Raw genomic sequence first — 24,526 nt, forward strand, 5'->3', positions numbered from 1 at the left:
ACGCTTGCCGAACGCTGCTGTCCGCCGGCCTGGTGGTTCGAGCGGTGCGCACAAAACCCGATCCCATCTCGAACTCGGCCGTTAAACGCACCAGCGCCCATGGTACTGTGTCTCAAGACACGGGAGAGTCGGTCGCCGCCAGGCCTGCCAACAGCAGAACACACACCAACACAACACACGTTCCCTCGACACGATCGACACCACGGCCGGTCCCAGACAGGACCGGCCCCGGCGCGGGGTGGAGCAGCCCGGTAGCTCGTCAGGCTCATAACCTGAAGGTCACAGGTTCAAATCCTGTCCCCGCAACCAAATTGAGAAAGCCCGTCGCAGATCCTGCGGCGGGCTTTCTTCGTTCGTGCCGTGCGGATGCCGGCTCAACGATTCCGCATGATGATCCAGATCGCGTGGATCATCCCCGGAATGCCTCCGAGCAGCGTCAGAAGGATGTTGAGCAGGAATTGCAGCCCGATCCCTTCCGTGATCAGGACGGCGACCGGCGGCAGGAAGATGGCGAGCAGGATACGGACGATGTTCGACACGGGATCTCCGGGGGAGGGGGCTTTGTCCATGGCCAGAACGAAGCTCGGCCGTTCCTGTTCCCAAACCCCCGGCGCCGATCGTTCGGCCGGCAGGCGGCCGCGGGTCGGCCCCCCATGCTGAGGGAATGGGTCCTGTACCTGACGACCCCGGCGCCCCTCGCGTTCCGGCGTCTCGGCTACGTGCGGGAGAGCGTATCACTCTATTCGCGTTCGCGCCGCTGCCATACGGCGTGGCGCCCCCATCTCGAAGCGACGCGTGCCGCCATCCGCGAGGCGATGGCCGGCCTGTCGCGCCGGCAGACGGTCGTCGTGCTCGGATCCGGCCTCCTCGACGACATTCCGCTCGCGACCCTGGCAGAGAGCTTCGCGCAGGTCCGCCTCGTCGATGCGGTGCATCTCTGGCCGGCACGCCGTGCGGCCGGCCGCTACCGGAACGCCGAGCGGGTGACGCGGGATCTCGGCGGGAGCGCGGCCCTCCTGCTTCGAGGCGAGACCGATCTTCACGATGCGGTGACCCCGCTCTGCTCGGCGCCGGACGTCGACCTCGTCATCTCCGCCAACCTGTTGTCGCAGGTCCCGATCCTTCCGCTCGATTGGTACGACGAGCGCGGATGGCCGGAGCCGCCGGATCTCGGCCGCCGTCTCGTCTCGGCCCATCTCGACGCCCTCGGCCGGACGAAGGCGCGCGTCTGCCTCGTCACGGACACGGTCGAGATCGAACTCGACCGCGAGGATCGTGAAACCGATCGGCTCGATCTCGTGCACGGCGTCGCGTTGCCGCCGCCGGACCGATGCTGGGATTGGGATCTGGCGCCGTTCGGGGAGAGCTCGGCGGACAGGCGCCTCATCCATCGCGTGCAGGCTTACACCGATTGGCACAGGGCGCTGCGACGGCAGGCATCCCAGGGACCAGGCAAAGAAAAAGCCGTCTCCCGCGACGGAGACGGCTTCTGATTGGTCGAGGAGTGCCGGCGCAGGTTTCCGCGCCGGGATCACCTCATTCCGCGGAGGACTCGGCCGGTGCCGGGTTCTCGGCACCCTCCGCCCCCTCGCTCCCCTCGAAGCGGGGCCGACGGCGGCGACGCGGCTTGGCGGCGGCGCGCGGCGTCTCGTCGCCGGCCTCCGGCGCGCTCTCGGCCGCCTGCGGCACCACCCCGTTGGCGGCGGGCTCCGCAGAGGGCTCGGACGGAACGGGCGTGCGGGCCGGATTCACGAGGAACGCGGGCAGCGCGCTCGCCTGCTCCTCGGGCGCGGCGCGCGCGCCCTCGTCGCGACGACGCTCCCGGCGGGACGGGCCTTCGCTCGAGCGCGGCTGGAAGTCCTGGGCCGGGGCGTCCGGCCGCACGGGCTCCTGGCGCCGATAATCGCCGCGGCCGTTCTCGTAGCGGTTCTCGCGGGGCTGATCCTGACGGCCGAAATCCTGGCGCGGCTGCTCGTTGCGCCCGTAATCCTGCCGGTGCTCCTGCCGACCTTCCTGCCGCGGGTTATTGTCGAAGCGCTGGTTCTCGTAGCGCTGACGGTCGCCGCGATTTGGCTGGAAGCGGTCGCGCCGCTCGTTCCGGTTCTGGCGGCTGTCCTGCTGGCGGCCGTCCTGCCCGTTGTCCTGGCGCATCTCGTAGGGCTGGGGCTGCTGGCCCGGGTCGGAATACTCGTCCCCGTACTGGCCGTAGCCCTGACCGTTCTGGCCGGAGCCGCCGGGACCCTGCTGCACACCCTCGTCGTCGCCCTCGTCGAGATCGTCGTCGTAGGATTGGCGGGCATAGCCGGCGCCGGCCTGCGGGCGGTTCTGTTCCTGAGCACCGGAGATGATGCGGAAATAGTGCTCGCCGTGCTGGAAATAGTTCTCGGCTGCGACCGGGTCGCCCGCCGCCAGCGCATCGCGCGCGAGCTGGGCGTACTTGTCCGCGATGTGCTGGGCCGTGCCGCGGATCTTCACGTCGGGACCGTTGGATTCGTACGACCGCGTCAGGGGATTGGGACCCTTCGGGCGGTTGCGGCCACGCATCCGTCTATTCTGGTTTGGTCTCATCGGTCTCGATTGACCCTCATTCGTGCGATAAGCGCGTCTGTTGATCCGGTCGCATCCGGCAGGCTTCGCTCCGGACCCCTTCGCCGACGGACGATGCCCGTCCCGAGTGATCCGTGATCCGCTTGCCGTGCTGGCGGTCCGTCCCGTCCAATCGGGGCCTGCGCATGCGTCCGAGACGCCGTTCGATTGTCAGGTTCGAATGTCACCGAGCCGCATCGCGACACCTGAAACGCGCCTGCTCGGTGGTGAGGAGATCTGGAACAGCTCGGCGGGAGGGATCGTCGCCAACCTTACCGCTGCCCGACTTAACGGACCGTTCGCGATCTGCACCCTGGAGATTAACGGCTCGAACCCGGCACAACAAGCTTTTTTTCATGCGAACGCGATGATCGGCCTAGGATTTTCGCCGCGAGCCCGCTGCCGGACTGCGGCGTAGCGCCACGACCCGCGCATGTCCTGCCAGATCGTACCGGATTGCGGCGTCTTCAAGACCCGCCCCGATCCCAAGGCCGCGAACGCTCTCCGCCTGGTCGTGCCCGACCTCGAAGCAGAGGGAGCCCTCCTCACGCAGGAGATCGCCTCTCATCACCTCGGCGATGATGCGCCGATAGGCGTCGAGCCCGTCAATTCCGCCGTCGAGCGCGAGCGTCGGATCGTGCAGGCGCACCTCCGGTGACAGGCTCGGGATCACGCCGCTCGCGATGTAGGGCGGGTTCGAGACGATCAGGTCGAAGGGGCCGCGCAGGCTCGCGCACCAATCCCCAAGGACGAAGCCGGCCCGCGCCTCCACGCCGTTCAGCCGGGCATTCTCCCGCGCGGTCCGCAGCGCGCCCTCGGAACGGTCGAGGCCGACACCGTAGGCGCCCCGCGCCTCGCTCAGGATCGCCACGAGGAGGCAGCCGGATCCGGTACCGAGGTCGAGGATCCGGGAGGGCGGGCCGTCGCGACCCGGCAGCGCCGCGAGGGCCGCCTCGACGAGCGTCTCCGTGTCGGGGCGCGGCACCAGGGTCTCGCTCGAGAGCCGGAACGGCAGGCCCCAGAATTCCCAGGCCCCCAGGATGCGCGCCACGGGCTCGCCCGAGAGGCGCCGCGCCACGGCCGCGTCGAGGGTAGTGGCGCCCTCAGCGCCGATGAGCACGTCACCGCGCGTTGCGAGGTCGAGCGGCGAGAGCCCGAGGATGCCGGGTACGAGGAAGCGGGCGTCGCCGACCGCGCCCTCGTTTCCGGACGCCGCGAGGATCCGTTCGACGAGCCGCAGCGCGGCGCGGCGCGAGAGGTCGGGCGCGAAGCGCGGCGGATTCATCGGGGCCTCAGGCCATGCCCTCTGCGGCGAGAAGCTCGGCCTGATGCTCGGTCACGAGCGCGTCGACCAGTTCATCGAGCGCCGTCCCGTCGAGGATCTCGGGGAGCTTGTAGAGGGTCAGGTTGATGCGGTGGTCCGTCACCCGCGCCTGCGGGAAATTGTAGGTACGGATCCGCTCCGAGCGATCGCCCGAGCCTACCTGCGCCTTGCGGTCCGCGGCCCGGGCCGCGTCCTTGGCCGTGCGCTCGGCATCGAACAGCTTGGCGCGCAGGAGGGACATCGCCCGGGCGCGATTCTTGTGCTGCGAGCGCTCCTCCTGGACGAAGACGACGATGCCGCTCGGGAGGTGCGTCACCCGGATCGCGGATTCGGTCTTGTTCACGTGCTGGCCGCCGGCGCCCTGCGCACGCATCGTATCGATCTTCAGGTCGGATTCGTTGATGACGATGTCGACCTCCTCCGCCTCCGGCAGCACCGCCACCGTCGCCGCGGAGGTGTGGATGCGCCCCTGCGTCTCGGTCTCCGGCACCCGCTGGACCCGATGGGCGCCGCTCTCGAACTTGAGGCGGGCGAAGACGCCCCGTCCCTTCACCTCGGCCACGATCTCGCGGTAGCCGCCGACCGTGCCCTCGCTCTCCGAGATCACCTCGACCTTCCAGCCCTTCGCCTCGGCGTATTTCGCGTACATGCGGAAGAGGTCGCCCGCGAAGAGCGCCGCCTCGTCGCCGCCCGTGCCGGCGCGCACCTCGAGGATGGCGCTCTTCTCGTCGGCCGCGTCCTTCGGCAGCAGCATCAGCTGCAGGGCCCGGTGCGCGGCCTCGAGCATCGCCTCCGCCTCGGGCTTCTCCTCGGCGGCGAGCGCCCGCATCTCGGGATCGCTGCCCGGCTCGTCGATCAGCGCCACCACGCCCCGGAAATTGGCGTCGGCGGCCCGATAGGCGCGGATGCCCGCGACGACGGGATCGAGCTCGGCGAGTTCACGGGAGAGCTGCACGAAGGTGTCGGCGTCGGCCGAACCGGCGCTGAGCGTCGCGGTGGCGATGTCGTGGCGGGCCAGGATCGCGTCGAGGCGGTCGGGAGGGAATGGGGTCATCGCCCGGATGATACTCTCGCCTGAAAGGGGACATGGGAGGACGGGGCTCGGCGCGGGCCGGGCCCGGCGGCCGGCCGCCGAACGGGTGCGGCGGCAGGGGAGCGAGCCGACGATGTGCGGGGTCAGGCGTCCCCGCGGAACTCCCCGCGCTGCCTCCGCGCCGTGGCGCCGGGGCGAGAATTCCGCGGGGTGCCTCTAGATAGGCACGCCGTGCGCCTTGGCGAAGGCCGTCAGCGCGGGCCGCAAGCTCTCGCCGTCGCTGCTGCGCGTGAGCTCCGCCTCGATCAGCGCGCCGACGGCGGCGGCATCCATGCTGAGCACCGTCGCCTTCACCGGGCCGATCGCCGCCGGCGACATCGAGAGATCGCGGAAGCCGAGGCCGATCAGGGTCATGGCTTCGAGGGGGCGCCCGCCGATCTCCCCGCAGACGGTGACCGGGCAGCCCGCCGCGTTGGCGCGCTCGGCGATGATGCGGAAGGCCCGCAAGGCCGGTGCGCTCAAGGGGTCGAAACGGTCGGCGACGCGGCGGTTCTCGCGGTCGACCGCGAACAGGAACTGCATGAGGTCGTTCGAGCCGACCGAGAGGAAGTCCGCGTGCTTCGTCAGCTCGTCGAGCTGGAAGAGCAGCGAGGGCACCTCGATCATCGCGCCGAGGCGGCAATCGCTCGGCAGCGGGTGCCCGTGGCGGCGCAGATGCGCCTTCTCCCGGTCGACGATCGCCTTGGCGCGGACGAACTCGTCGACCGTCGCCACCATCGGGAACATGATCTTGAGGGGGCGCCCGCCAGAGGCCTTGAGGAGCGCGCGCAATTGCACCCGCAGCAGGGCCGGCCGGTCGAGGCCGATGCGGATGGCGCGCCAGCCGAGGGCGGGATTCTCCTCCTCGAGCTTGGGCATGTAGGGGAGGATCTTGTCCCCGCCGATGTCGAGCGTGCGGATCGTGACCGGCTTGTCGCCGGTGGCGGCGAAGACCGATTCGTAGAGATTCTGCTGCTCCACGGCGGACGGCATGCGCTCGGCCACCATGAATTGCAGCTCGGTGCGGAACAGGCCGATCCCCTCGGCGCCGGTCTCGTGCAGGTGCGTGAGGTCGACGAGCAGGCCCGCGTTCAGATGCAGGCCGATGCGCACGCCGTCGCGGGTGACCGCCGGCACATCCCGCAGCGCGCGATACTGCTCCTGCCGGCGGGCGCGCAGCCGCACCATCTCGGCGTAGGAGGCCTCGACCTCCGGGCTCGGGCGGACGTGGATCTCGCCCGAGACGCCGTCGACGATGATCGCGTCGGCCGAATCGCACAGGGCGGTCGCGTTCGCGACCTCGCCGACGGCGGGGATGCCGAGCGCGCGCGCGACGATCGCGATATGGCTCGTCGGGCCGCCTTCCTCCAGCACGACGCCGCGCAGGCGGGTGCGGTCGTAATCGAGCAGAGCGGCCGGGCCCATCGAGCGGGCGACGAGGATCGCGTTCTCGGGCAGGTGGCCCGCGCCCTCGGCCGATTGCGAGCCGATGAGCTGGCGCAGCAGGCGGTTGGCGAGGTCGTCGAGATCGTGAAGGCGGTCGCGCAGGTAGGGATCGCTCTGGCGCAGCATCCGGGCGCGATTGTCGGACTGCACGCGCTCCACCGCGGCCTCCGCGGTGAGGCCGGAATGCACGGCCTCGCGCATGCGGCGCAGCCAGCCCTTGTCGTGCGCGAACATGCGGACGGTCTCGAGGACCTCGCGGGATTCGCCGGTGCCGATGGAATCGCCCCGCTCGACGAGATCGTCGATCGCCGAGCGGACCTCGCCGATCGCCCGTTCCAGGCGCTCGACCTCGCGCTCGACATTCTCGGCGATCAGCGTCTTCACGATGATGCGAGGTTCGTGCAGCACCACGTGGCCGAGGCCGATTCCCTCGGCGAGCGCGACGCCCCGCTGGCTCACCGGGCGCCGGCCGGCCGGCCCCGCCCCGGGCGCGAGGCTCTGCAGCTCGCCCGAGGCGATCATCTCGGCCAGCACCATGGCGGTGGTCTGGAGCGCCTCGATCTCCTCCTCGGAATAGACCCGGTAGGTCTTGTTCTGGACCACCAGCACGCCGAGCGTGTTCCCGGCGCGCAGCAGCGGCACGCCGAGGAAGGCGTGGTAGGCCTCCTCGCCCGTCTCGGGGCGATACGAGAAGGCGGGATGCGACTGCGCGTCGGAGAGGGAGAGCGGCTCGGCCGTGCGCGCGATCAGGCCCACGAGGCCCTCGTCCGCGCGCAGGCGCGTGAGGTGCACGGCCTCCCGGTTGAGGCCCTCGGTGGCGAAGAGCTCGAGGACGTTGTCGTCGCGCAGGACGTAGACCGAGCAGACCTCGGCGACGACGTTGGCGGCGATGAGGACCACGATGCGGTCGAGGCGCGCCTGTGCGCTGACCGGCTCCGCCATCGCTTCGCGGAGGCGGCGCAGCAGCAGGCGCGGGCCTCCAGGCGCAGCGGGCATCGTCTCGTCAATCCAACCTGGCGGCCGGTGCAACCTTAGCGCCACTCGGGCGCCAGCCGCACCAGCGCGGAGGTTCAGGCCTGATCGAGGCCGTATAGCGAGTGGAGCGTGCGAACGGCAAGCTCTGTATAGGCCGCGTCGATGAGGACGGAGAACTTAATCTCAGATGTGGTGATGGCGCGGATGTTGATGCCCTTCTGGGCGAGCGCCCGGAAGGCCTTCGCCGCGACGCCGGCATGGCTGCGCATGCCGACGCCGATCGCCGAGACCTTGACCACCTCGGTCGCGCCCTCGATCTGGCCGTAGCCGATCGTCTCGCGCTGGCTGTCGAGGATCGTGCGGGTGCGCTCGTAATCGGCCTCGGGCACCGTGAAGGTCATGTCGGTGGTCGACTGGTCGCCGGACACGGTCTGGATGATCATGTCGACGTTGATGTTGGCATCGGCCAGGGGGCCGAAGATGGCCGCGGCGACGCCGGGGCTGTCCTTGACCGCCCGGAGCGTGATCTGCGCCTCGTCCTTCGCGAAGGCGATGCCGGTGATGATCTGCTGTTCCACGATGTCGTCCTCGTCGCAGATGAGGGTGCCGGGGCGGGCGGCGTCCGGCGGATCGAAGCTCGACCGCACCGTGGTCGGCACGCGGTGCACCATGGCGAGTTCCACGGAGCGGACCTGCAGCACCTTGGCGCCGAGCGAGGCCATCTCCAGCATTTCCTCGAAGGTCACGCGCTCCATGCGCTTGGCCTTCGGCACGATCCGAGGGTCGGTGGTGTAGACGCCGTCCACGTCGGTGTAGATGTCGCAGCGCTCCGCGCCGATGGCGGCCGCCACCGCGACGGCGCTGGTGTCAGAGCCGCCGCGCCCGAGCGTCGTGATGCGGCCGGTCTCGGGGTGGATGCCCTGGAAGCCGGAGATCACCGCGACCTCGCCGCGCTTGAACCCGGCATCGAGGTTCGCCCCGTCGATCCGGGCGATGCGGGCCGAGCCGTGCGCGTCCGAGGTCTCGATCGGGATCTGCCAGCCCTGCCAGGAGCGCGCCGTGATGCCGTCCTTGCGCAGCGCCACGGCGAGAAGGCCGGAGGTGACCTGCTCGCCCGAGGCGACGACGGTGTCGTACTCCGCCTCGTCGTAGAGGGTGTTGGCGTCCTTCACCCAGCCGACGAGCTCGTTCGTCTTGCCGGACATGGCCGAGACCACGACGGCGACGTCGTAGCCGGCCGCGACCTCGCGGGCGACGTGGCGCGCCACATTGCGGATCCGGTCCACGGTGGCGACCGAAGTGCCGCCGAATTTCATCACCAAACGGGGCATGTCGCGTCCGCGTCGATTCTTTTCGGGCCTGTCCGGGAGCGCCACGAGGCGCACGTCCGAGTGCCCGGGCCGCATTGCGGCTGTACCGGGCCGGGCTTCGGCGGGTACAAGGGGTGCATCCAGCTGTCAATCAAGAGCCCGATCGCCGGGCGCCGATATCCCGCGGAGCCGATGCCCGTTTCCCAAGCCTCCTCCGGCGCTTCCGCCCGAGCCTCCTCCATCGACCGCGACGAGGTCGCACGTTTCGATGCCCTCGCGGCCACGTGGTGGGACGAGCGCGGCCCGATGCGCGTGCTGCACCGCTTCAACCCGGTCCGCCTCGCCTACATCCGCGACGCCGCCTGCCGCCATTTCGGGCGCGACCCGAACGCGCCCTTCGCCCTCGACGGCCTGAGCCTCGTCGATGTGGGCTGCGGGGGCGGGGTTCTGTCGGAGCCGCTGGCCCGGCTCGGCGCGCGGGTGACCGGGCTCGATCCCGCCGCCGAGAACATCCGGGTCGCCCGGGCTCACGCGGAGAGCGAGGGCGTGCCGGTCGCGTACCGGTCCGAGACGATCGAGGCCGTGGTCGACGCGGGCGAGCGCTTCGACATCGTCCTCGCCATGGAGGTCGTCGAGCACGTCGTCGACATGCCGGCCTTCGTGCGCAAGGCGGCCGAGGCCGTGAAGCCCGGCGGCCTGATGTTCGCCGCCACGATCAACCGGACGATGCGCTCCTTCGCCCTCGCCATCGTCGGGGCCGAGTACGTCCTGCGCTGGCTGCCGAAGGGCACGCACGATTGGGAGAAGTTCGTGACGCCGGCCGAGCTGACCCGCGCCGTCGAGGCGGGCGGGCTCGTCGTCACCGACACGACGGGGGTCGTCTACAACCCGCTCGGTGACACGTGGCGGGCGAGCCGCGACACGGGCGTCAACTACATGATCGCTGCCGAGCGTCCCCCCGCCTGAACCTCGGGCGTCGGCTCCCGTTGATGCCGGAAGGCACAGGAGGCGTCGATGCTCGAGAAGATCCCGCATGCGGTCGGCGAGGCCCTCGCGGGTCTCAAGGCCGGTCTGGAGAAGACCGCCTACCACGCGTCCTTCGGGGACGTTCCGGCCACGATCAGCGTGTCGAGCAGGGCCTTCGCCGACGAGGCGCCGATGCCCGCCCGCTTCACGGAGGACGGCGCCGGGGTCTCGCCGCCGCTCGCCTGGAGAGGCCTGCCGCAGGGCGCCCACAGCGTCGTGATCCTTGTCGAGGACGCGGACAGCCCGACGCCGAACCCGCTCGTCCATCTCATCGTCTGGAACCTTGCGGGCACGGACGATGCGTTGCCCGAGGGCGGGATCGCGAGTCCCAACGGGCCCGGTGTCCACCTCAACCTCGGCCGGAACAGCTTCCTGAGAGACCAGTACCTGCCGCCCGACCCGCCGAACGGGCACGGGCCGCATCGCTACGTCTTCCAGGTCTACGCCCTCGACCAGACCCTCGACCTGCCGGCCTCGCCGGGCCGAACGGCGCTCCTCGACGCCATGAAGGGCCACGTCCTGGCGAAGGGCCGGCTCACCGGAACCTACGCGCGGGGCTGAGCCCCGCTTGCTGCGCGCGACCGATTCCGGCAAGCACGGCCGGACCGGCGGAGACGCGCGATGAAGGCCTTGCTGTGCACACGCCTCGGGGGACCCGAGGATCTCGTCATCGAGACGCTGCCCGATCCGGAGCCGGGTCCGGGCGAGGCGGTGGTGCGCGTGACGGTCGCCGCGTTGAATTTCTTCGACACGCTGATCATCGCGGGCCGCTACCAGGTGAAGCCGGACTTGCCCTTCTCGCCCGCTGGTGAGGCCTGCGGCGTCATCGAGGCGCTGGGACCGGGGGTCGAGGGCTTCTCGGTCGGCGACCGGGTCATCGTGCACGTCCGGTACGGCACGGCCCGCGAGCGCGTCGCAGTCGCCGCGAACCACCTCACCCGCGTGCCGGACGGCGTCTCCGACGAGCAGGCGGCCGGGCTCACCATCACCTACGGGACCTCGCTCCACGCCTTGCGGGACCGTGCTCGCCTTCGGCCGGGGGAGACGCTGGCAGTGCTCGGCGCCTCGGGCGGCGTGGGGCTCGCCGCCGTGGAGCTCGGGGCGGTCCTCGGCGCCCGGGTGATCGCCTGCGCCTCGTCGGAGGAGAAGCTCACGGTCGCCCGCGCGCACGGGGCGCACGAGACCCTGGTCTACAAGCCGGAGACATTGCGCGACGACCTCAAGGCGCTGACCGGGGGCGAGGGCGTCGACGTGGTCTACGATGCGGTCGGTGACGCCTATGCGGAGCCGGCCCTGCGGGCTCTCGCCTGGAAGGGCCGCTTCCTCGTCGTCGGCTTCGCGGCGGGCGAGATCCCGCGCCTGCCGCTCAACCTCGTGCTCCTCAAGGGCGTCGACGTGCTCGGCGTGCACTGGGGCGTGTTCGTCGAGCGCGAGCCCGAGGCCCATCAGGCGAACCAGCGCCAGCTTCTCGACTGGGTCGCCGAGGGGCGCCTCACCGCGAAGGTCCACGGCGTCTACGCGCTCGAGGATTACGCGGAGGCGCTCGGCATCCTCAAGCGGCGGGAGGCGATCGGCAAGGTGCTCGTGAGGCCGTGAGCCTCCGCCGCCCTCAGAGCAGCCGCTGCTCGCGGGCGAGCGCGACGAGATCCGATTGAGGGCGCGCCCCGATGTGCTGGATCACCTCCGCGGCGGCGAGGGCTCCGAGGCGGGCGCTCGACACGTAGTCGAGGCCCCGCGCGTGCCCGGCCAGGAAGCCGGCCGCGAAAAGGTCCCCCGCGCCCGTCGAATCGACCACCTCGCGGACCGGCGAGACGCCGACGCTGCGGATCTCACCGCCCTTCACGACGACCGAGCCGTCCTCCGAGCGGGTGACGAGCCCCAGCAGGTGGCGGCCGTGGTTGTCGCGCTCGTCGCGCAGCGCCCGGATCGCCGCGTCGCCGTCCTCGGTCTCGTAGAGGCTCTTCAGCTCGCCGATATTCGCGAACAGGATGTCGATGCTGCCGTCGCGGATGAGGCCCAGGAATTCCTCGCGGTAGCGCCCGACGCAGAAGGCGTCGGAGAGCGTGAGCGCCACGGCGTGCCCGGCATTGTGGGCGATCTTCACGGCCTTGCGGAAGGCGTCCTTCGCGGCCGGCGGGTCCCAGAGATACCCTTCGAGGTACGTGACGCGCGCGCGCGCCACGGCGGCCTCGTCCACGTCGGCCGGCGAGAGGCCCTGGCAGGCGCCGAGATAGGTGTTCATCGTGCGCTCGCCGTCCGGCGTCACGAGCACGAAGCAGCGCGCGGTCGCCGGCCCCTCCGTCGCGGCGGCGACGCCGAAGCGGACCCCGGTCGCCTTCAGGTCGTGAGCGAACAGGCCGCCGAGCTCGTCGTCGCGGACCTTGCCCACGAAGCCGGTCTTCGCGCCGAGCAGCGCCGCGCCGACAGCCGTGTTCGCGCCCGAGCCGCCCGAGACGATGGTGGCCGGCCCCATCACGGAGAACAGCTCCTCCGCCCGCGCCTCGTCGATGAGCTGCATGGCGCCCTTGTGCACGCCCTGAGCCGTGAGGAACGCGTCGTCCGTGCGGGCGATGACGTCCACGATGGCATTGCCGAGGACGAGGAGGTCGAGGGGTTCGGTCATCTGGGCATCCTGCGCAAGCGGTCGGGAAGCGTGGGCGCGCTCTCGCACCCGGGCCGGCAGGGGTCAAGCCGCGGTGTCAGCTCGCCGGAAACAGATCGTCCACGCGAAGCGAGAGGCCCGGAGGGCTGAGGTCCAGCGCGCCATCGGACACGATGCGCGTCTCGATGAGACCTGCGGCACCCCGCCGGTGGTGGATGACGACCCGCCGTTGCGGATGCACGATCAGGTAGTGGAGGATGCTCGCGACCTGAAAATAGCCCTCGAGCTTTCGCACCGTATCGGTGTTCCGCGTGCCGGGCGACAGCACTTCGACGACGACGATCGGGTCTCGTACCTCGACCGCGTCGCCGTCGAGTCGTTCGCCGCAATAGATCAGGGCATCCGGCTCGAACGCCGTCACACGATCGATGCGCACTGTCATACCGTCGGGAAGCAGGCGGCAGGGCAGTTCGGCCGCCTGCAAGCCGGCGCGCAGCGCATCGTGGATGGCCAGCTTCGTTTCCGCGTGCCGGACGCGCTGCGGCGACATCGCGACCACCAAGCCATCGATGAGTTCATAGCGCCCGGGCCGTCCCTCCGCCCATGACAGAAATTCCTCGACCGTCATGATGGCTTGAGGCTGCGCGCTCATGGCACCGAAACTACCATGACGCCGGCCTCCCGCGAAGGTCGCCGGTTGCGCCTACTGCAACGTCTTCACCTCGCACTGCGCGTAATCCGCGCTCGCCTTCACGTAGGCATTGAGCTTCTGGACGTAGGCTTCGGCGAGCGGGCGGAAGGCCTGCGCCTGCACGTTGTAGGCCTTCACGGCGTCGTTGTAGCTGTAGGCTTCCCATCCCGGGCAGCCGCCCTTGGCATCGAGGCAGGCCGGCTTTTCCGGCAGCGCCGGCTTGGCGGGCTTCGAGTCCGGAGGCGGGGGCTCCGGCCGGATGCAGGCGGCCCGCGCGCCGGTGGCCAGCGTGAACAGGGCCAGACTTGCCAGAACCGTGCGCGTCGCTCTCATGTCCTCGCCCGCCTCGTCCAAAGGCCGGCTTGTCGGGCATCCCGCGTGCGTCGGCAAGCTCCGGCGCCGACCGCTACTCGGCCGGCACCACGCGCGATCGGGCCGGGCGCGTACCGAGAGGTCCCGGCGCCGGCAATCCGCGGAGAATGTTGACGAGCGGAAGCACGAGCCCCGCCGCGAGCACCCACCAGGCAGGGCGGATCACGTAGGAGAAGTCGAGATTGGCGCCGAGCACCATGCCCGCCGGCACGCCGCTTTTCAGACCGTACCACGCCGCCTCGAGGAGGGCTGTGGCGGCGCCCGTCGCCACCGCGAGGCCGAGGAGCGGCAGCGGGCTCATCGGGATCCGGAAGCGCTGAATCAGGCGCCAGCCCATCAGAAGCAGGAACAGGCCGGTCCAGAACACCGGGTCGGACACGTCGATCTTCGACTGCAGGAAGTAGTGGAACAGGCCGAGCGCCGTGACCGCGTAGACGATGCGGTGGAGCCGGTTCCAGGCCTGCCCCATCCGGCGGATCGCCGCGTCGGTCGAGGTGATCCCGAGGGCGATCAGGCCGAGGAGCGCGACGAAGCCGATCGTCAGGTAGAACCGGAACGCGATCTCGGACACGACCTTCGTCAGGATGAAGTTCTGATCCACCACGTAGAGGGCGAGGTGGATCAGCGCGTAGGCGAGGGCCGTCAGCCCCAGCATCCGCCGCAGGTTGATCAGCTTCGGCCAGTTCGCGATCCGCCGCAGCGGCGTCACCGCGAGCGAGAGCAGCAGGAAACGGATGCACCACTCCCCGGTCCCGTGCAGGAGAGCCGTGATCGGCTTCGCGCCGAGAGCGTCGAGGGCGTAGGCGGCGGCGAGATACAGCCCGGGCGCGAGCGCGGCCAGGAACACCGCGAGCTTCAACCCGGAGAGGCGGCCGGCGCGGTCTCGCCAGGGCCGGGGGAGGGTTCGGGGCAGTGCGGATGCGGGCATCGAGAGGGCGGCTTCGAGGATCCGGCTGGGGAGGGTGATGGTGCGGGGCGCAAGCTCGGCGCCAGATTCGCACTCGAACGCGGACGCACGATGGCACGAGAGAGTTCCCGTGCCGGGCCATTCGCCGCGGCGCCGCCGCGGTTACACGTGGTCGGCAGCCGTCCCCGATATTCTGTGCCCGGCTGCGTCGCCACCGCCGCGCCGTTGGGCTAGGTTTCGCCCCCGCCCTGAACCGACACCGGACACACGCCACGCCCCATGGCCGCTCGACACGCCTCACAGGACAGGACCCTCGCTGCCGACGCGGTCGAGGCGATGACCGAGGCGGAGGCCAAGGCCCGGCACGAAGCCCTCTCCGTCGAGATCGCCGAGGCCGACGAGGCCTATCACGGCTCCGACGCGCCGATCATGACGGATGCGGAATACGACGCGCTGCGCCGCCAGCTCGAGACGGTCGAGGCTCGCTTCCCCGATCTCGCGGGCACCGGCGCCGCGAGCGCCTCGGTCGGCGCGAAGCCCTCGGAGAAATTCGCCAAGGTGCGCCACGCGGTGCCGATGCTGTCGCTCGGCAACGCCTTCGCGGACGAGGAGGTCGAGGAGTTCGTCGCCCGCGTCCGGCGCTTCCTGAACTGGCCGGAGGGCGAGCCGCTCGCCTTCACCGCCGAGCCGAAGATCGACGGACTGTCCCTGTCGCTCCGCTACGAGCGCGGCCGCCTCGTCACGGCGGCGACCCGCGGCGACGGCGAGGTCGGCGAGAACGTCACAGCGAACGCGCGCACCGTCCAGGACATTCCCGAGACGCTGACGGGCGCGGACGTGCCGGAGGTCTGCGAGGTGCGCGGCGAGGTCTATCTCAGCCACGCGGATTTCGGTGCCATCAATGCCCGCCAGGAAGCGGCGGGCAAGCCGCTCTTCGCCAATCCGCGAAACGCCGCGGCGGGCTCGCTGCGCCAGCTCGACCCCGCGATCACGGCCTCGCGGCCACTGCGGTTCTTCGCCTATGCCTGGGGCGAGGTCGTGCCGGCCTTCGAGGGCACGCAGGCCGGCGTCATCGACCGGTTCCGGGCCTGGGGGCTGCCCGTGAACCCGCGGACCGCGCTCTGCGACGGCGCGCCCGCGATGCTCGCCCATTACCGTGCGATCGAGGAGGCGCGGCCCGACCTCGGCTACGACATCGACGGCGTCGTCTACAAGGTGAACGACCTCGGCCTGCAGCGGCGGCTCGGCTTCGTCTCGCGGGCGCCGCGCTGGGCGCTCGCGCACAAATTCGCGGCGCAGAAAGCCTTCACGGTGGTGGAGGATATCGAGATCAATGTCGGGCGCACGGGCTCGCTGAACCCGCTCGCCAAGCTCCGCCCCGTCACGGTCGGCGGTGTCGTGGTGTCGAACGCGACGCTCCACAACGAGGGGTACGTGCAGGGTGTCGGGGCCGATGGCGAGCCGATCCGCGACGGCCGCGACATCCGGGTCTGCGACACCGTCGTGGTGCAGCGGGCGGGCGACGTCATCCCGAAGGTGATGGACGTCGTCATCGAGAAGCGCCCCGCGGATTCCGTGCCCTATGCCTTCCCGACCCTCTGCCCTGCCTGCGGAAGCCGCGCGGTGCGCGAGACGAACCCCCGCACGGGCAAGGTCGACGCGGTGCGCCGCTGCACCGGCGGCCTGATCTGCCCGGCCCAGAGCATCGAGCGGCTGAAGCACTTCGTCTCGCGCAACGCCTTCGACATCGAGGGTTTCGGGGAGACCTACATCGAAGTGCTGTTCGACGCGGGCGTCGTGCGCCAGCCGGCGGACCTGTTCCGCCTCGATTTCGATCGTCTGAAGGCCGCCGTCGTGGCCCGGCGCGAGGCGCTCTCCGCCGAGCGGCGCGCCGCCGGCGAGCCGCCGCCGAAGAAGGCCGCCAAGAAGAAGGGCGAGGACGAGGACAAGGCGATCAAGAACCTCGTCGCGGCGGTCGAGGCCCGCCGCCACCTGCCCCTCAACCGGTTGCTGTTCGCCCTCGGCATCCCGCAGATCGGCGAATCGACGGCCAAGGCGCTCGCCAAGCGCTTCGCCGACATGCCGGCCCTGATGGAGGCCCTGCGGGCCGCCGCCGACGCGCAGGCGGGACCGGACTGGATCGAGCTCTCGACCGTTCCGCGGATCGGCCCGACGACCCGCGACCGGCTCCTGCAGGCGGACGTGTCCGACGGCGAGGACGGCTTCCGCGCCCGCCTCACGGCGTCCCAGCGCGAGAGCCTGACGGCCCATTTCGGGAGCCTGGAGGCGGCCGAGGCGGCGCTCGCCCGGGCGGCCGCGCAGCAGCCGGGCGAGGCCTATCACGTCTTCGCCGACGACAGTGAGATCGGGCCGGTGGCGACGGATTCGCTGATCCAGTTCTTCGCCGAGCCCCACAACGACGAGGCCGTGCGGGCGCTTCTCGCCGAAGTCACGGTCGAGCCGATGCAGGCGGCAGGCTCCTCGGCGCTCTTCGCCGGCAAGACCGTGGTCTTCACGGGCTCGCTGGAGCGGATGACCCGCAACGAGGCCAAGGCCACGGCCGAGCGGCTCGGCGCCAAGGTCTCGGGCTCCGTCTCGGCCAAGACCGACCTCGTGGTCGCCGGTCCCGGCGCCGGCTCGAAGCTCAAGGACGCCGAGAAGCACAAGGTGCGGGTCGTCTCCGAGGACGAGTGGATCGCGATGCTCGAGAGCGCCTGAGGCGGACCGCGCCGGCGACGTCAGTCTGCCGCGCCGGCGCCTTCACGGTTGCGTGGCGAGTCCCCGAACCCCTATCGTCCGCGCCATGACCTGCCTGGCGATCGACTTCGAGACGGCGAACGAGCGGCGCGAAAGCGCCTGCGCGGTCGGGCTCGCCTGGATCGAGGGTGGGCGCGTCGTCCGGCGCGAATCGCGCCTGATCCGCCCGCCGGAGCTGCGCTTCTCGCCCGGCAACATCCGCGTCCACGGCATCCTGCCGGCCGACGTTCGCGACAAGCCCGCCTTTCCGGAGGTGATGGCGGAATTCCTGCCCGATCTCGAACGCGGGCTGATCCTCGCCCACAACGCGCCCTTCGACATGGGGGTGCTGCGCGCCTCGCTCGCCGCCCACGGCCGGCCGGTGCCCGCCTTCTCCTACCTCTGCACCCTGCAGATCGCCCGGGGGGTCTTCCCGGATCCGGCCGGCTGCGGGCTCGGCAAGGTGGCGGGGCGCCTCGGCATCCGCTTCGAGCATCACGACGCGGGCGAGGACGCCTATGCCTGCGCCGAGATCGCGCTCGCGGCCGTGCGAGAGACAGGGGCAGGGGACGTCGCCGGGCTCGCGCGGGTGCTGCCGATGCCGGTGACCCGGCTCGCGCCGGGACCCGACCGGCCGCCGCCCGCGCGCGAAGGCGTGTCCGGCCGCGCCCTGTTCGCCGCTCGCCGCGCGCGGCAGGCTCCGGACGAGATCCGCGTCATGATTCGTGGCAGCACCGGCAACCGCTACGAGGTCGCGTTGGAGGAGAAACCCTTCGGGCTCTATCTCCGCTGCTCCTGCATGGCCGGGCGGAACCGCCGCCGCTGCCGTCACGTCGACGCGATGGTGGATGGCGACGTCACCGACCTGATCTCGGCCAACCACGCCGACGTCGAGCGCCTGCGCCGCCTGATCGAGGGCGCGCCGGCCGGCCACCGGGTCGAGCCGGAGCGGGTGCGGCGCGTGCAGGCGGCTTAAGCCCGATCGAGCCCCGGACGAGGGTGCCCGTCAGGGCGACGGGCGTCCTCTCGCTTTGGGAAGAGGGCGGGGGCCGGGAGCGCGACCTCGCCCCAAGGATCCGATCCCGCTCCCGTCCGCTCACGCGGCTTGCTGGGCCGCCTCGCCGTAGAAGGTGCCGCCGGTCTCGGCCATGCGCAGGAGGTTGTCCGGCACGCCGAAGCGGGGTCCATGCTTGGCCTCGAGGCCGTGGGCGAGATCGACGAAGGCCTTGGCGCCCATGAAGTCGATGTAGGAGAGGGCGCCGCCCGTGAAGGGTGCGAAGCCGAAGCCGAGGATGGAGCCGACATCGGCCTCGCGCGGGTCCGTGATCACGCCCTCGCCGACGGTGCGGGCCGCCTCCAGCGCCTGGACGACGAGCAGGCGATGCTTCAACTCCTCCACATCCACCGCATCCGGATCGAGGCGGGCCGGCTGCAGGTCCCTGAGGCCGGGCCAGAGGCGCTTCGGCGCGCCCTCGGGATAATCGTAGAAGCCCTTCTTGTTCTTGCGTCCGAGTCGGCCGTGGGTCTCGACGAGCGCGGTGAGGAGCTTCATCTGGCCCGGATCGACCGCGTCGGCGCCGAGCTGAGCTTCGGTGGCGCGGGCGATCTTGAGGCCCAGGTCGAGCGCCACCTCGTCGTTGAGCGAGAGCGGGCCGACCGGCATGCCGGCCATGCGCCCGGCCGCCTCGATCATGGCGGGGGGCACGCCCTCCAACAGCATCTTGTGGCCTTCGAGAACGTAGGCCAGGACGCAGCGATTGGCGAAGAAGCCGCGGGAATCGTTGACGACGATCGGCGTCTTCTTGATCGCCCGCACGTAGTCGAGGGCCGTCGCGACGGCGCGCTCGCCCGTGGTGCCGCCGCGGATGATCTCCACGAGCATCATCTTCTCGACCGGCGAGAAGAAGTGGATGCCCACGAACTGCTCCGGCCGGCCCGAGGCCTTGGCGAGCCCCGTGATCGGCAGGGTGGAGGTGTTCGACGCGAAGATCACGTCGGGGCCGATCACGGCCTCGACCTTCCCGATCACCTCGGCCTTCACCTTCGGGTCCTCGAAGACGGCCTCGATGACGAGGTCGCAATCCTTGAGGTCCGCGTAGTCGGCGCTGGCATGGATGCGGGCGAGCAGCGCGTCGCGGTCGGCGGTCTTGGCGCGGCCCTTGCTGATCTGGTTGGTGACGAGCGTGTGGGCGTAGGCCTTGCCCTTCTCGGCGGCCTCGACCGACTGGTCGATCAGCACGACTTCCATGCCGGCATTGGCCGAGACGTAGGCGACGCCCGCGCCCATGAAGCCCGCGCCGACGACGCCCACCTTCCTGATGGCGGTCGGAGCCACGTCCTTGGGCCGGCGCGCGCCCTTGTTCAGCTCGCCCATCGAGATGAACAGGGTGCGGATCATCGCCGCCGCCTCCGTGGTGCGCAGGATCCGGGCGAAGTGCCGGCTCTCGACCTTGAGGGCGAGATCCATCGGCAGTTGCAAACCCTCGTAGACGGAGGTGAGGATCGCCTTGGCGGCCGGGTAATTGTCGTGCGTCTCGCGGCGGTAGATCGCGTTCGCCGGCGGCCAGATCATCATCCCGGCGGGCGAGTAGACCTTGCCGGACGGCGCCTTGAACTTCGGCACGTCCCAGGGCGCCACGGCCGAGCCGCCGGCTCGGATCCACTCCTTCGCCTTGGCGACGATCTCGTCCTTCGGCGCGACCGCGTGGACGAGGCCCATGTTGCGCGCCATGAGCGGGCGGATCTGCTCACCCTTGAACAGCATCTGCAGCGCGTCGCCGGTCTGCATCAGGCGGGCCACGCGCTGCGTGCCGCCGGCGCCGGGAAACAACCCGACCTTGATCTCGGGCAGGCCGACCCGCGTCCTGTCGTCGTCGGCGAGGATGCGGTGGTGGCAGGCGAGCGCCAGCTCGAAGGCGCCGCCGAGGCAGACGCCGGCGACTGCCGCGGCGAAGGGCTTCCCGCTCGTCTCGAGCTTCCGGTAGAGCAGGCTGAGGCGCCGCGATTCCTCGAAGAAGGCGCGCATCGCGGCCTCCTCGCCCTGCTCGGCCTTGAGGCGCTCGTACTCGCGGCCGAGGCCCTGGAGCATGGTGAGGTCGGCGCCGCCCGAGAAGTTGTCCTTGCCCGAGGCGATGACGCAGCCCTTGATGGCCGCGTCGCCCGCGACCGCGTCGACGATCCGCGCGAGCTCGTCCATCACCTCGGGGGTGATGACGTTCATCGAGCGGCCCGGCATGTCCCAGGTGGCCAGCGCGATGCCGTCGGCATCGGTCTCGAAGCGGAAATTCGTGAGATTCATCGCTGATCCTCGGGTTGGCATCGGTGAGGCTGCTCACCCCGCCGGGTCGTTCGGGCCGTCCCGCTTCGCGCAGGACGCGTGGGTCATGGTCTCGGTGCCGGTCCGCCGGGCGGGGCCGGAGCCGTCGGGCTCCGGCCGCCTCGCGTCAGGGCGGCGCCGATCGAACGGCCGTCCGTCCCGAGGCGCCGGGCCTCATTTCGGCGTCGGCATTCCGGCCGGGCCGCCGTTCTCGCCGGCCGCGGCGATCGTCAGCATGTTGATGAGCTTCGTGACGGCGTTCTGCGAGATCGTGGTCACCGTCGAGGACGGATCGGCGTTCATCGTCTGGAACTTCTGGTAGGTCTTGTCGTCGTAGATCTCGTTGATGTGCTTCAGCTCGGCGAGCGAGAACTTGTCGGCGTATTCCTTGGCCAAGCCTTCGACCATGATGCCGCGCTGGTTCTCGAACTCGGCGCGCACCTCCTTGCGGACGGCATCGGCCTTCTCGTCCTTCATCGGCGCGACGGTCTTCTCCAGGGCGACGGTGAACCCGTTCTCCAAGTTCTTGATCACGGTCTTCTGAACGAGGGTCTTGGCCTCGGCGAGCTTGTCCGCGGCCTCGTCGGCGCGGGCGGCGAGCGGCAGGGCGAGAGCCGTCGTCAGGCAGAGGGTGGCGAGCAGTCGCGTCATCGTGGCGTTTCTCCCATGGCTGGTCTCTTGAGGCCGCCCCGTGCGTCGGGGCGGCCGCGCGCCCTCTACCAGCCCGCGCAAGGGTTTGGGAGGCGCGGCGTCCGCGCCGCACCCCCGGGCCCCCGGTTTCTCACACCCGTTCGATGATGGTCGCCGTGCCCATGCCGGCGCCGATGCAGAGCGTCACGAGGGCCCGCTCCTTGCCGGTGCGTTCCAGCTCGTCGAGCACCGTGCCCAGGATCATCGCGCCGGTGGCGCCGAGCGGATGGCCCATGGCGATGGCGCCGCCATTGACGTTTACCTTCGCCGGGTCGAGGTCGAAAGCCTGCTGGAAGCGCAGGACCACGGAGGCGAAGGCCTCGTTGATCTCGAACAGGTCGATGTCGGACAGGTCCAGGCCGGCGCGCTTCAGGACCTTGCGCGTCACGTCGACCGGTCCGGTCAGCATCAGGGCCGGGTCCGAGCCGATATTGGCGAAGGCCCGGATGCGGGCGCGGGGCTTGAGACCGGCCCCGTCGCCGGCTTCCCGGGAGCCGATCAGCACGGCCGCGGCACCGTCGACGATGCCCGACGAATTGCCGGCGTGGTGGACGTGGTCGACCGCCTCGACGTCGGGATGCGCGTCCGTCGCGACCGCGTCGAAGCCGCCCATCTGCCCCATCTGCACGAAGGAGGGCTTGAGCTGGCCGAGGGACTGCATGTCGGTGCCCCGCCGCATGTGCTCGTCGCGGTCGAGAAGCGTGATGCCGTTGACGTCCTTCACCGGCACGACCGAATTGCGGAACAGGCCCTCGTCCCAGGATTTGGCGGAGCGCTTCTGCGACTGGACCGCATAGGCGTCGCAATCGTCGCGGGTGAAGCCGTACTTGGTCGCGATCAGGTCGGCCGAGACGCCCTGCGGCATGAAGTAGGACTTGATGGCGATGTGGGGATCGACGGGCCAGGCCCCGCCCGAGGCGCCGAGCCCGACGCGGCTCATCGATTCGACGCCGCCGCCCACCGTCATGTCGTGCTGTCCGGCCATGACCTGGGCCGCGGCGAAATTGATCGCGTCGAGGCCCGAGGCGCAGAAGCGGTTGATCTGCACGCCGGGGACATGGGTGCCGTAATCGGCCACGAGCGCCGCCGCTCGGGCGATGTCGCCGCCCGCCTCGCCGACCGGGTCGACGCAGCCGAGCACCACGTCGTCGACGCGGCGGGTGTCGAGGGCGTTGCGCTCCTGGATCGCGCGCAGTGCCGCCTCGGCCAGCCGCAGCGCCGTCACCTCGTGCAGCGAGCCGTCCGGCTTGCCGCGCCCGCGGGGCGTGCGGACGTGATCGTAGATGTAGGCCTCGGGCATGGTGTCTTCCTCGTTGTCCTCCGGCCGGGTCGTCAGGGGATGGCCGCACCCGGAGAGGTCGCGTCCGTCACCCCGTCCCTCTCCCGGACGGGAGAGGGGACCCGCGCTCGATCCTGCGTCAAGCCGGCATTCTCAGAATGCCTCGACCGGCAGCGCCATCGTGGTCTCGGCGCCCGCCTTGATCCGGGTGAGGCGCACAGCCGTCTCCGGCAGCATACGCTCCATGAAGAAGCGGCCGGTGACGAGCTTGGCCTCCATCCGCTCGGCCGCGCCGTTCTCAGCCTGCTTCTTCGCGGCCGCGGCCTTGGCGATGCGGGCCCACATGTAGCCGAGCGCGACAAGACCGAGGAGGTGCATGTAGTCGGTGGCCCCGGCGCCCGCATTGTCGGGCTTGGCCATCGCGTTCTGCATGAACCACATGGTCGCGCCCTGCAGGTCGTTGAGCGCCGCCTGGAGCGGGCCCGTGAAGGCCTTCAGCGTCTCGTCCTCGTCGTGGTCCTTGATGAAGGTCTGGACCTCGCCGAGGAAGGTCATCATGGCGCGCCCGCCGTCCTTGGGCAGCTTGCGGCCGATCAGGTCCATCGCCTGGATGCCGTTGGCGCCCTCGTAGATCATGGCGATGCGGGCATCGCGCACGAACTGCGACATGCCCCATTCCTCGATGTAGCCGTGGCCGCCGAACATCTGCTGGGCGGCGACCGCGTTGTCGAAGCCCTTGTCGGTGAGCACGCCCTTCACCACCGGGGTCATCAGGCCCATGTGGTCGTCGGCCGCCTGCCGCTCCTTGGCATCCTGCGAGCGGTGCACGATGTCGGCCTGCAGCGCCGTCCAGAGCACCAGGGCGCGGGCCGCCTCGTTGAAGGCGCGGATCTGCATCAGGGTGCGGCGCACGTCCGCATGCACGATGATGGGGTCGGCGGCCTTGTCGGGCGCCTTGGCGCCGGTGAGGGCGCGGCCCTGGAGGCGGTCCTTCGCGTAGGCCACCGCGTTCTGGTAGGCGACCTCGGACTGGCCGAGCCCCTGCACGCCGACGGCGAGCCGCGCCTCGTTCATCATCACGAACATGGCGTTGAGCCCGCGGTTGGCCTCGCCGACGAGCCAGCCCTTGGCGCCGTCGTAGTTCATGACGCAGGTCGAGTTGCCGTGGATGCCCATCTTGTGCTCGATCGAGCCGCAGGACACGCCGTTGCGCTCGCCCACCGAGCCGTCCGCGTTCACCAGGAACTTCGGCACCACGAAGAGCGAGATGCCCTTGGTGCCGGCCGGCGCGCCCTCGATGCGGGCGATGACGAGATGCACGATGTTCTCGGACAGGTCGTGCTCGCCGGCCGAGATGAAGATTTTCGTGCCGGTCAGCGCGTAGGAGCCGTCGCCGTTCGGCACGGCCTTGGTCTTCAGGAGGCCGAGATCCGTGCCGCAATGGGGCTCGGTGAGGTTCATGGTGCCGGTCCAGGCACCCTCGACCATCTTCGGCAGGTAGGTCTTCTTCTGCTCGTCCGAGCCGTGCACGAGGAGCGCCGCGACGGCGCCCTGGGTCAGGCCCGGATACATGGCGAGGGCGAGGTTCGCGGACGAGGCGAATTCCTGGATCGCCGTGTTGAGGGTCTGGGGCAGGCCCTGGCCGCCGAACTCCTCCGGCACCGAGAGACCCATCCAGCCGCCCGCCGAGTAAGCGTCGTAGGCGGCCTTGAAGCCTTTCGGCGTCGTCACCGAGCCGTCCGCGTGGCGGGTGCAACCCTCATGGTCGCCGGACAGGTTGAGCGGCGCGAGCAGTTCCTCGGCGAGCTTGCCCCCCTCCGAGAGCACGGCCTCGACCACGTCCGGCGAGGCGTCCGCGAAGCCGGCGAGATTGTCGTGGCGGTGGAAGCCGAGCACGTCGTTCAGGAGGAAGAGCACGTCCTCGACCGGGGCGCGATAGCTCGGCATCTGAATTCCTCCGTCATGGGCGGCTGCGCGCCCTTCTCATCCGAGGCCGCGCGGCGCGCCGCGAGTCCCTCGATAGTTCATATGTAAACTATCTCGATGGGCGAGGGCAAGAGGGTGCTTGGGGGAGGCTGCGCCGCCCCCCTAGATTGCACCGTCCGAAAGGCGACCGTGCTTAACGGGGTGTTTACCAAGAAAGTTAATTGTTCGGACAGGCGGGTCAGTCCGCGCAACCTGCGATACGGGCGGG

20 protein-coding genes, 1 tRNA gene and 1 rRNA gene are annotated in these 24,526 nt (G+C 70.3%); 8 read left to right on the plus strand and 14 right to left on the minus strand.

The annotated features are described in order from the left end of the window. Positions 1-28: 28 nt before the first annotated feature. Together rrf and E1J50_RS13955 are read left to right on the plus strand one after the other, a co-directional pair. Positions 29-144: ribosomal RNA gene (gene rrf, locus E1J50_RS13950) — 5S ribosomal RNA — on the plus strand. Positions 145-232: 88 nt separating this feature from the next. Next, a tRNA-Met gene (locus E1J50_RS13955) sits at positions 233-309 on the plus strand. Between the two features lie 65 nt (positions 310-374). Here the strand turns inward: E1J50_RS13955 and E1J50_RS13960 are convergent. After that, positions 375-569 carry a YqaE/Pmp3 family membrane protein gene (locus E1J50_RS13960; protein ID WP_132254445.1) on the minus strand — a complete coding sequence of 65 codons (195 nt, stop codon included), beginning with the start codon at positions 567-569 and terminating at the stop codon, positions 375-377. A gap of 84 nt (positions 570-653) precedes the next feature. Here E1J50_RS13960 and E1J50_RS13965 point away from each other — a divergent pair, with 84 nt between their 5' ends. Further along, positions 654-1,493: a hypothetical protein gene (locus E1J50_RS13965; protein ID WP_132254446.1), complete on the plus strand. Its 840-nt coding sequence runs from the start codon at positions 654-656 to the stop codon at positions 1,491-1,493. 43 nt (positions 1,494-1,536) lie between these two features. On the opposite strand, the gene E1J50_RS13970 is transcribed toward E1J50_RS13965, so the two are convergent. The 5 genes from E1J50_RS13970 to E1J50_RS13990 all read right to left on the minus strand — a co-directional run bounded on the left by E1J50_RS13970 (position 1,537) and on the right by E1J50_RS13990 (position 8,734). Beyond that, entirely contained in the window at positions 1,537-2,544 is a 1,008-nt protein-coding gene (locus E1J50_RS13970) for a DUF4167 domain-containing protein (protein ID WP_132254447.1), read from the minus strand. 418 nt (positions 2,545-2,962) lie between these two features. After that, positions 2,963-3,871, minus strand: a complete 909-nt coding sequence (prmC, locus tag E1J50_RS13975) for a peptide chain release factor N(5)-glutamine methyltransferase (RefSeq protein WP_132254448.1) — start codon at positions 3,869-3,871, stop codon at positions 2,963-2,965. A gap of 7 nt (positions 3,872-3,878) precedes the next feature. Beyond that, positions 3,879-4,964 carry a peptide chain release factor 1 gene (prfA, locus tag E1J50_RS13980; RefSeq protein ID WP_132254449.1) on the minus strand — a complete coding sequence of 362 codons (1,086 nt, stop codon included), beginning with the start codon at positions 4,962-4,964 and terminating at the stop codon, positions 3,879-3,881. A 195-nt stretch (positions 4,965-5,159) separates the two neighbouring features. Further along, the gene (ptsP, locus tag E1J50_RS13985) at positions 5,160-7,424 is read right to left on the minus strand and encodes a phosphoenolpyruvate--protein phosphotransferase (protein WP_132254450.1); all 2,265 of its coding nucleotides are present in this window, start codon (positions 7,422-7,424) and stop codon (positions 5,160-5,162) included. 74 nt (positions 7,425-7,498) lie between these two features. Further along, positions 7,499-8,734, minus strand: a complete 1,236-nt coding sequence (locus E1J50_RS13990) for an aspartate kinase (RefSeq protein WP_132254451.1) — start codon at positions 8,732-8,734, stop codon at positions 7,499-7,501. A gap of 171 nt (positions 8,735-8,905) precedes the next feature. Here E1J50_RS13990 and ubiG point away from each other — a divergent pair, with 171 nt between their 5' ends. The 3 genes from ubiG to E1J50_RS14005 are packed head-to-tail and all read left to right on the plus strand — an operon-like array spanning position 8,906 to position 11,335. Then, a complete protein-coding gene (ubiG, locus tag E1J50_RS13995; protein WP_132254452.1) occupies positions 8,906-9,679 on the plus strand; it encodes a bifunctional 2-polyprenyl-6-hydroxyphenol methylase/3-demethylubiquinol 3-O-methyltransferase UbiG in 774 nt (257 codons plus the stop codon). 48 nt (positions 9,680-9,727) lie between these two features. Next, entirely contained in the window at positions 9,728-10,300 is a 573-nt protein-coding gene (locus E1J50_RS14000) for a YbhB/YbcL family Raf kinase inhibitor-like protein (RefSeq protein ID WP_132254453.1), read from the plus strand. Positions 10,301-10,360: 60 nt separating this feature from the next. Next, the gene (locus E1J50_RS14005; protein WP_132254454.1) at positions 10,361-11,335 is read left to right on the plus strand and encodes an NADPH:quinone oxidoreductase family protein; all 975 of its coding nucleotides are present in this window, start codon (positions 10,361-10,363) and stop codon (positions 11,333-11,335) included. Positions 11,336-11,348: 13 nt separating this feature from the next. Here the strand turns inward: E1J50_RS14005 and E1J50_RS14010 are convergent, their stop codons facing one another. The 4 genes from E1J50_RS14010 to E1J50_RS14025 form a co-directional block, all read right to left on the minus strand. After that, on the minus strand, positions 11,349-12,362 hold the full coding sequence (locus E1J50_RS14010; protein WP_132254455.1) for an adenosine kinase: 1,014 nt from the start codon (positions 12,360-12,362) through the stop codon (positions 11,349-11,351). A 76-nt stretch (positions 12,363-12,438) separates the two neighbouring features. Next, positions 12,439-12,993, minus strand: a complete 555-nt coding sequence (locus E1J50_RS14015; protein ID WP_132254456.1) for a Uma2 family endonuclease — start codon at positions 12,991-12,993, stop codon at positions 12,439-12,441. Positions 12,994-13,044: 51 nt separating this feature from the next. Next, complete coding sequence (locus E1J50_RS14020) at positions 13,045-13,365, minus strand: hypothetical protein (protein ID WP_132254457.1); 321 nt, start codon at positions 13,363-13,365, stop codon at positions 13,045-13,047. Positions 13,366-13,438: 73 nt separating this feature from the next. Further along, positions 13,439-14,332: a protein-methionine-sulfoxide reductase heme-binding subunit MsrQ gene (locus E1J50_RS14025; protein WP_132254458.1), complete on the minus strand. Its 894-nt coding sequence runs from the start codon at positions 14,330-14,332 to the stop codon at positions 13,439-13,441. Between the two features lie 315 nt (positions 14,333-14,647). Here E1J50_RS14025 and ligA point away from each other — a divergent pair, with 315 nt between their 5' ends. Then, the gene (gene ligA, locus E1J50_RS14030) at positions 14,648-17,029 is read left to right on the plus strand and encodes an NAD-dependent DNA ligase LigA (protein ID WP_425374932.1); all 2,382 of its coding nucleotides are present in this window, start codon (positions 14,648-14,650) and stop codon (positions 17,027-17,029) included. A gap of 85 nt (positions 17,030-17,114) precedes the next feature. Beyond that, on the plus strand, positions 17,115-18,023 hold the full coding sequence (locus E1J50_RS14035; RefSeq protein WP_132254460.1) for a 3'-5' exonuclease: 909 nt from the start codon (positions 17,115-17,117) through the stop codon (positions 18,021-18,023). A gap of 120 nt (positions 18,024-18,143) precedes the next feature. Here E1J50_RS14035 and E1J50_RS14040 read toward each other — a convergent pair whose 3' ends face one another. The 4 genes from E1J50_RS14040 to E1J50_RS14055 all read right to left on the minus strand — a co-directional run bounded on the left by E1J50_RS14040 (position 18,144) and on the right by E1J50_RS14055 (position 24,279). Beyond that, positions 18,144-20,345 carry a 3-hydroxyacyl-CoA dehydrogenase NAD-binding domain-containing protein gene (locus E1J50_RS14040; protein WP_132254461.1) on the minus strand — a complete coding sequence of 734 codons (2,202 nt, stop codon included), beginning with the start codon at positions 20,343-20,345 and terminating at the stop codon, positions 18,144-18,146. A 192-nt stretch (positions 20,346-20,537) separates the two neighbouring features. Then, complete coding sequence (locus E1J50_RS14045; protein WP_132254462.1) at positions 20,538-21,014, minus strand: DUF2059 domain-containing protein; 477 nt, start codon at positions 21,012-21,014, stop codon at positions 20,538-20,540. Positions 21,015-21,144: 130 nt separating this feature from the next. Beyond that, positions 21,145-22,353 (minus strand): acetyl-CoA C-acetyltransferase, encoded by a 1,209-nt coding sequence (locus E1J50_RS14050; RefSeq protein WP_132254463.1) that lies wholly within the window; start codon positions 22,351-22,353, stop codon positions 21,145-21,147. Between the two features lie 132 nt (positions 22,354-22,485). Continuing rightward, positions 22,486-24,279: an acyl-CoA dehydrogenase C-terminal domain-containing protein gene (locus E1J50_RS14055; RefSeq protein WP_132254464.1), complete on the minus strand. Its 1,794-nt coding sequence runs from the start codon at positions 24,277-24,279 to the stop codon at positions 22,486-22,488. Positions 24,280-24,526 lie beyond the last annotated feature (247 nt).

Origin of the sequence: Methylobacterium segetis, from assembly GCF_004348265.1 — a bacterium.
GTDB lineage: Bacteria > Pseudomonadota > Alphaproteobacteria > Rhizobiales > Beijerinckiaceae > Methylobacterium > Methylobacterium segetis.

Bases quoted from the DNA above. Each gene is read 5' to 3' on its own strand.
- E1J50_RS14005 (WP_132254454.1), top strand. From the start codon at position 10,361: ATGAAGGCCTTGCTGTGCACACGCCTCGGGGGACCCGAGGATCTCGTC.
- prfA (WP_132254449.1), bottom strand. From the start codon at position 4,964: ATGACCCCATTCCCTCCCGACCGCCTCGACGCGATCCTGGCCCGCCAC.
- E1J50_RS14000 (WP_132254453.1), top strand. From the start codon at position 9,728: ATGCTCGAGAAGATCCCGCATGCGGTCGGCGAGGCCCTCGCGGGTCTC.
- E1J50_RS13965 (WP_132254446.1), top strand. From the start codon at position 654: ATGCTGAGGGAATGGGTCCTGTACCTGACGACCCCGGCGCCCCTCGCG.
- E1J50_RS14025 (WP_132254458.1), bottom strand. From the start codon at position 14,332: ATGCCCGCATCCGCACTGCCCCGAACCCTCCCCCGGCCCTGGCGAGAC.
- ptsP (WP_132254450.1), bottom strand. From the start codon at position 7,424: ATGCCCGCTGCGCCTGGAGGCCCGCGCCTGCTGCTGCGCCGCCTCCGC.
- E1J50_RS14010 (WP_132254455.1), bottom strand. From the start codon at position 12,362: ATGACCGAACCCCTCGACCTCCTCGTCCTCGGCAATGCCATCGTGGAC.
- E1J50_RS14035 (WP_132254460.1), top strand. From the start codon at position 17,115: ATGACCTGCCTGGCGATCGACTTCGAGACGGCGAACGAGCGGCGCGAA.
- ubiG (WP_132254452.1), top strand. From the start codon at position 8,906: ATGCCCGTTTCCCAAGCCTCCTCCGGCGCTTCCGCCCGAGCCTCCTCC.
- E1J50_RS14050 (WP_132254463.1), bottom strand. From the start codon at position 22,353: ATGCCCGAGGCCTACATCTACGATCACGTCCGCACGCCCCGCGGGCGC.
- E1J50_RS13970 (WP_132254447.1), bottom strand. From the start codon at position 2,544: ATGCGTGGCCGCAACCGCCCGAAGGGTCCCAATCCCCTGACGCGGTCG.
- prmC (WP_132254448.1), bottom strand. From the start codon at position 3,871: ATGAATCCGCCGCGCTTCGCGCCCGACCTCTCGCGCCGCGCCGCGCTG.
- E1J50_RS14040 (WP_132254461.1), bottom strand. From the start codon at position 20,345: ATGAATCTCACGAATTTCCGCTTCGAGACCGATGCCGACGGCATCGCG.
- E1J50_RS14020 (WP_132254457.1), bottom strand. From the start codon at position 13,365: ATGAGAGCGACGCGCACGGTTCTGGCAAGTCTGGCCCTGTTCACGCTG.
- E1J50_RS14015 (WP_132254456.1), bottom strand. From the start codon at position 12,993: ATGAGCGCGCAGCCTCAAGCCATCATGACGGTCGAGGAATTTCTGTCA.
- E1J50_RS14055 (WP_132254464.1), bottom strand. From the start codon at position 24,279: ATGCCGAGCTATCGCGCCCCGGTCGAGGACGTGCTCTTCCTCCTGAAC.
- E1J50_RS13990 (WP_132254451.1), bottom strand. From the start codon at position 8,734: ATGCCCCGTTTGGTGATGAAATTCGGCGGCACTTCGGTCGCCACCGTG.
- ligA (WP_425374932.1), top strand. From the start codon at position 14,648: ATGACCGAGGCGGAGGCCAAGGCCCGGCACGAAGCCCTCTCCGTCGAG.
- E1J50_RS14045 (WP_132254462.1), bottom strand. From the start codon at position 21,014: ATGACGCGACTGCTCGCCACCCTCTGCCTGACGACGGCTCTCGCCCTG.
- E1J50_RS13960 (WP_132254445.1), bottom strand. From the start codon at position 569: ATGGACAAAGCCCCCTCCCCCGGAGATCCCGTGTCGAACATCGTCCGT.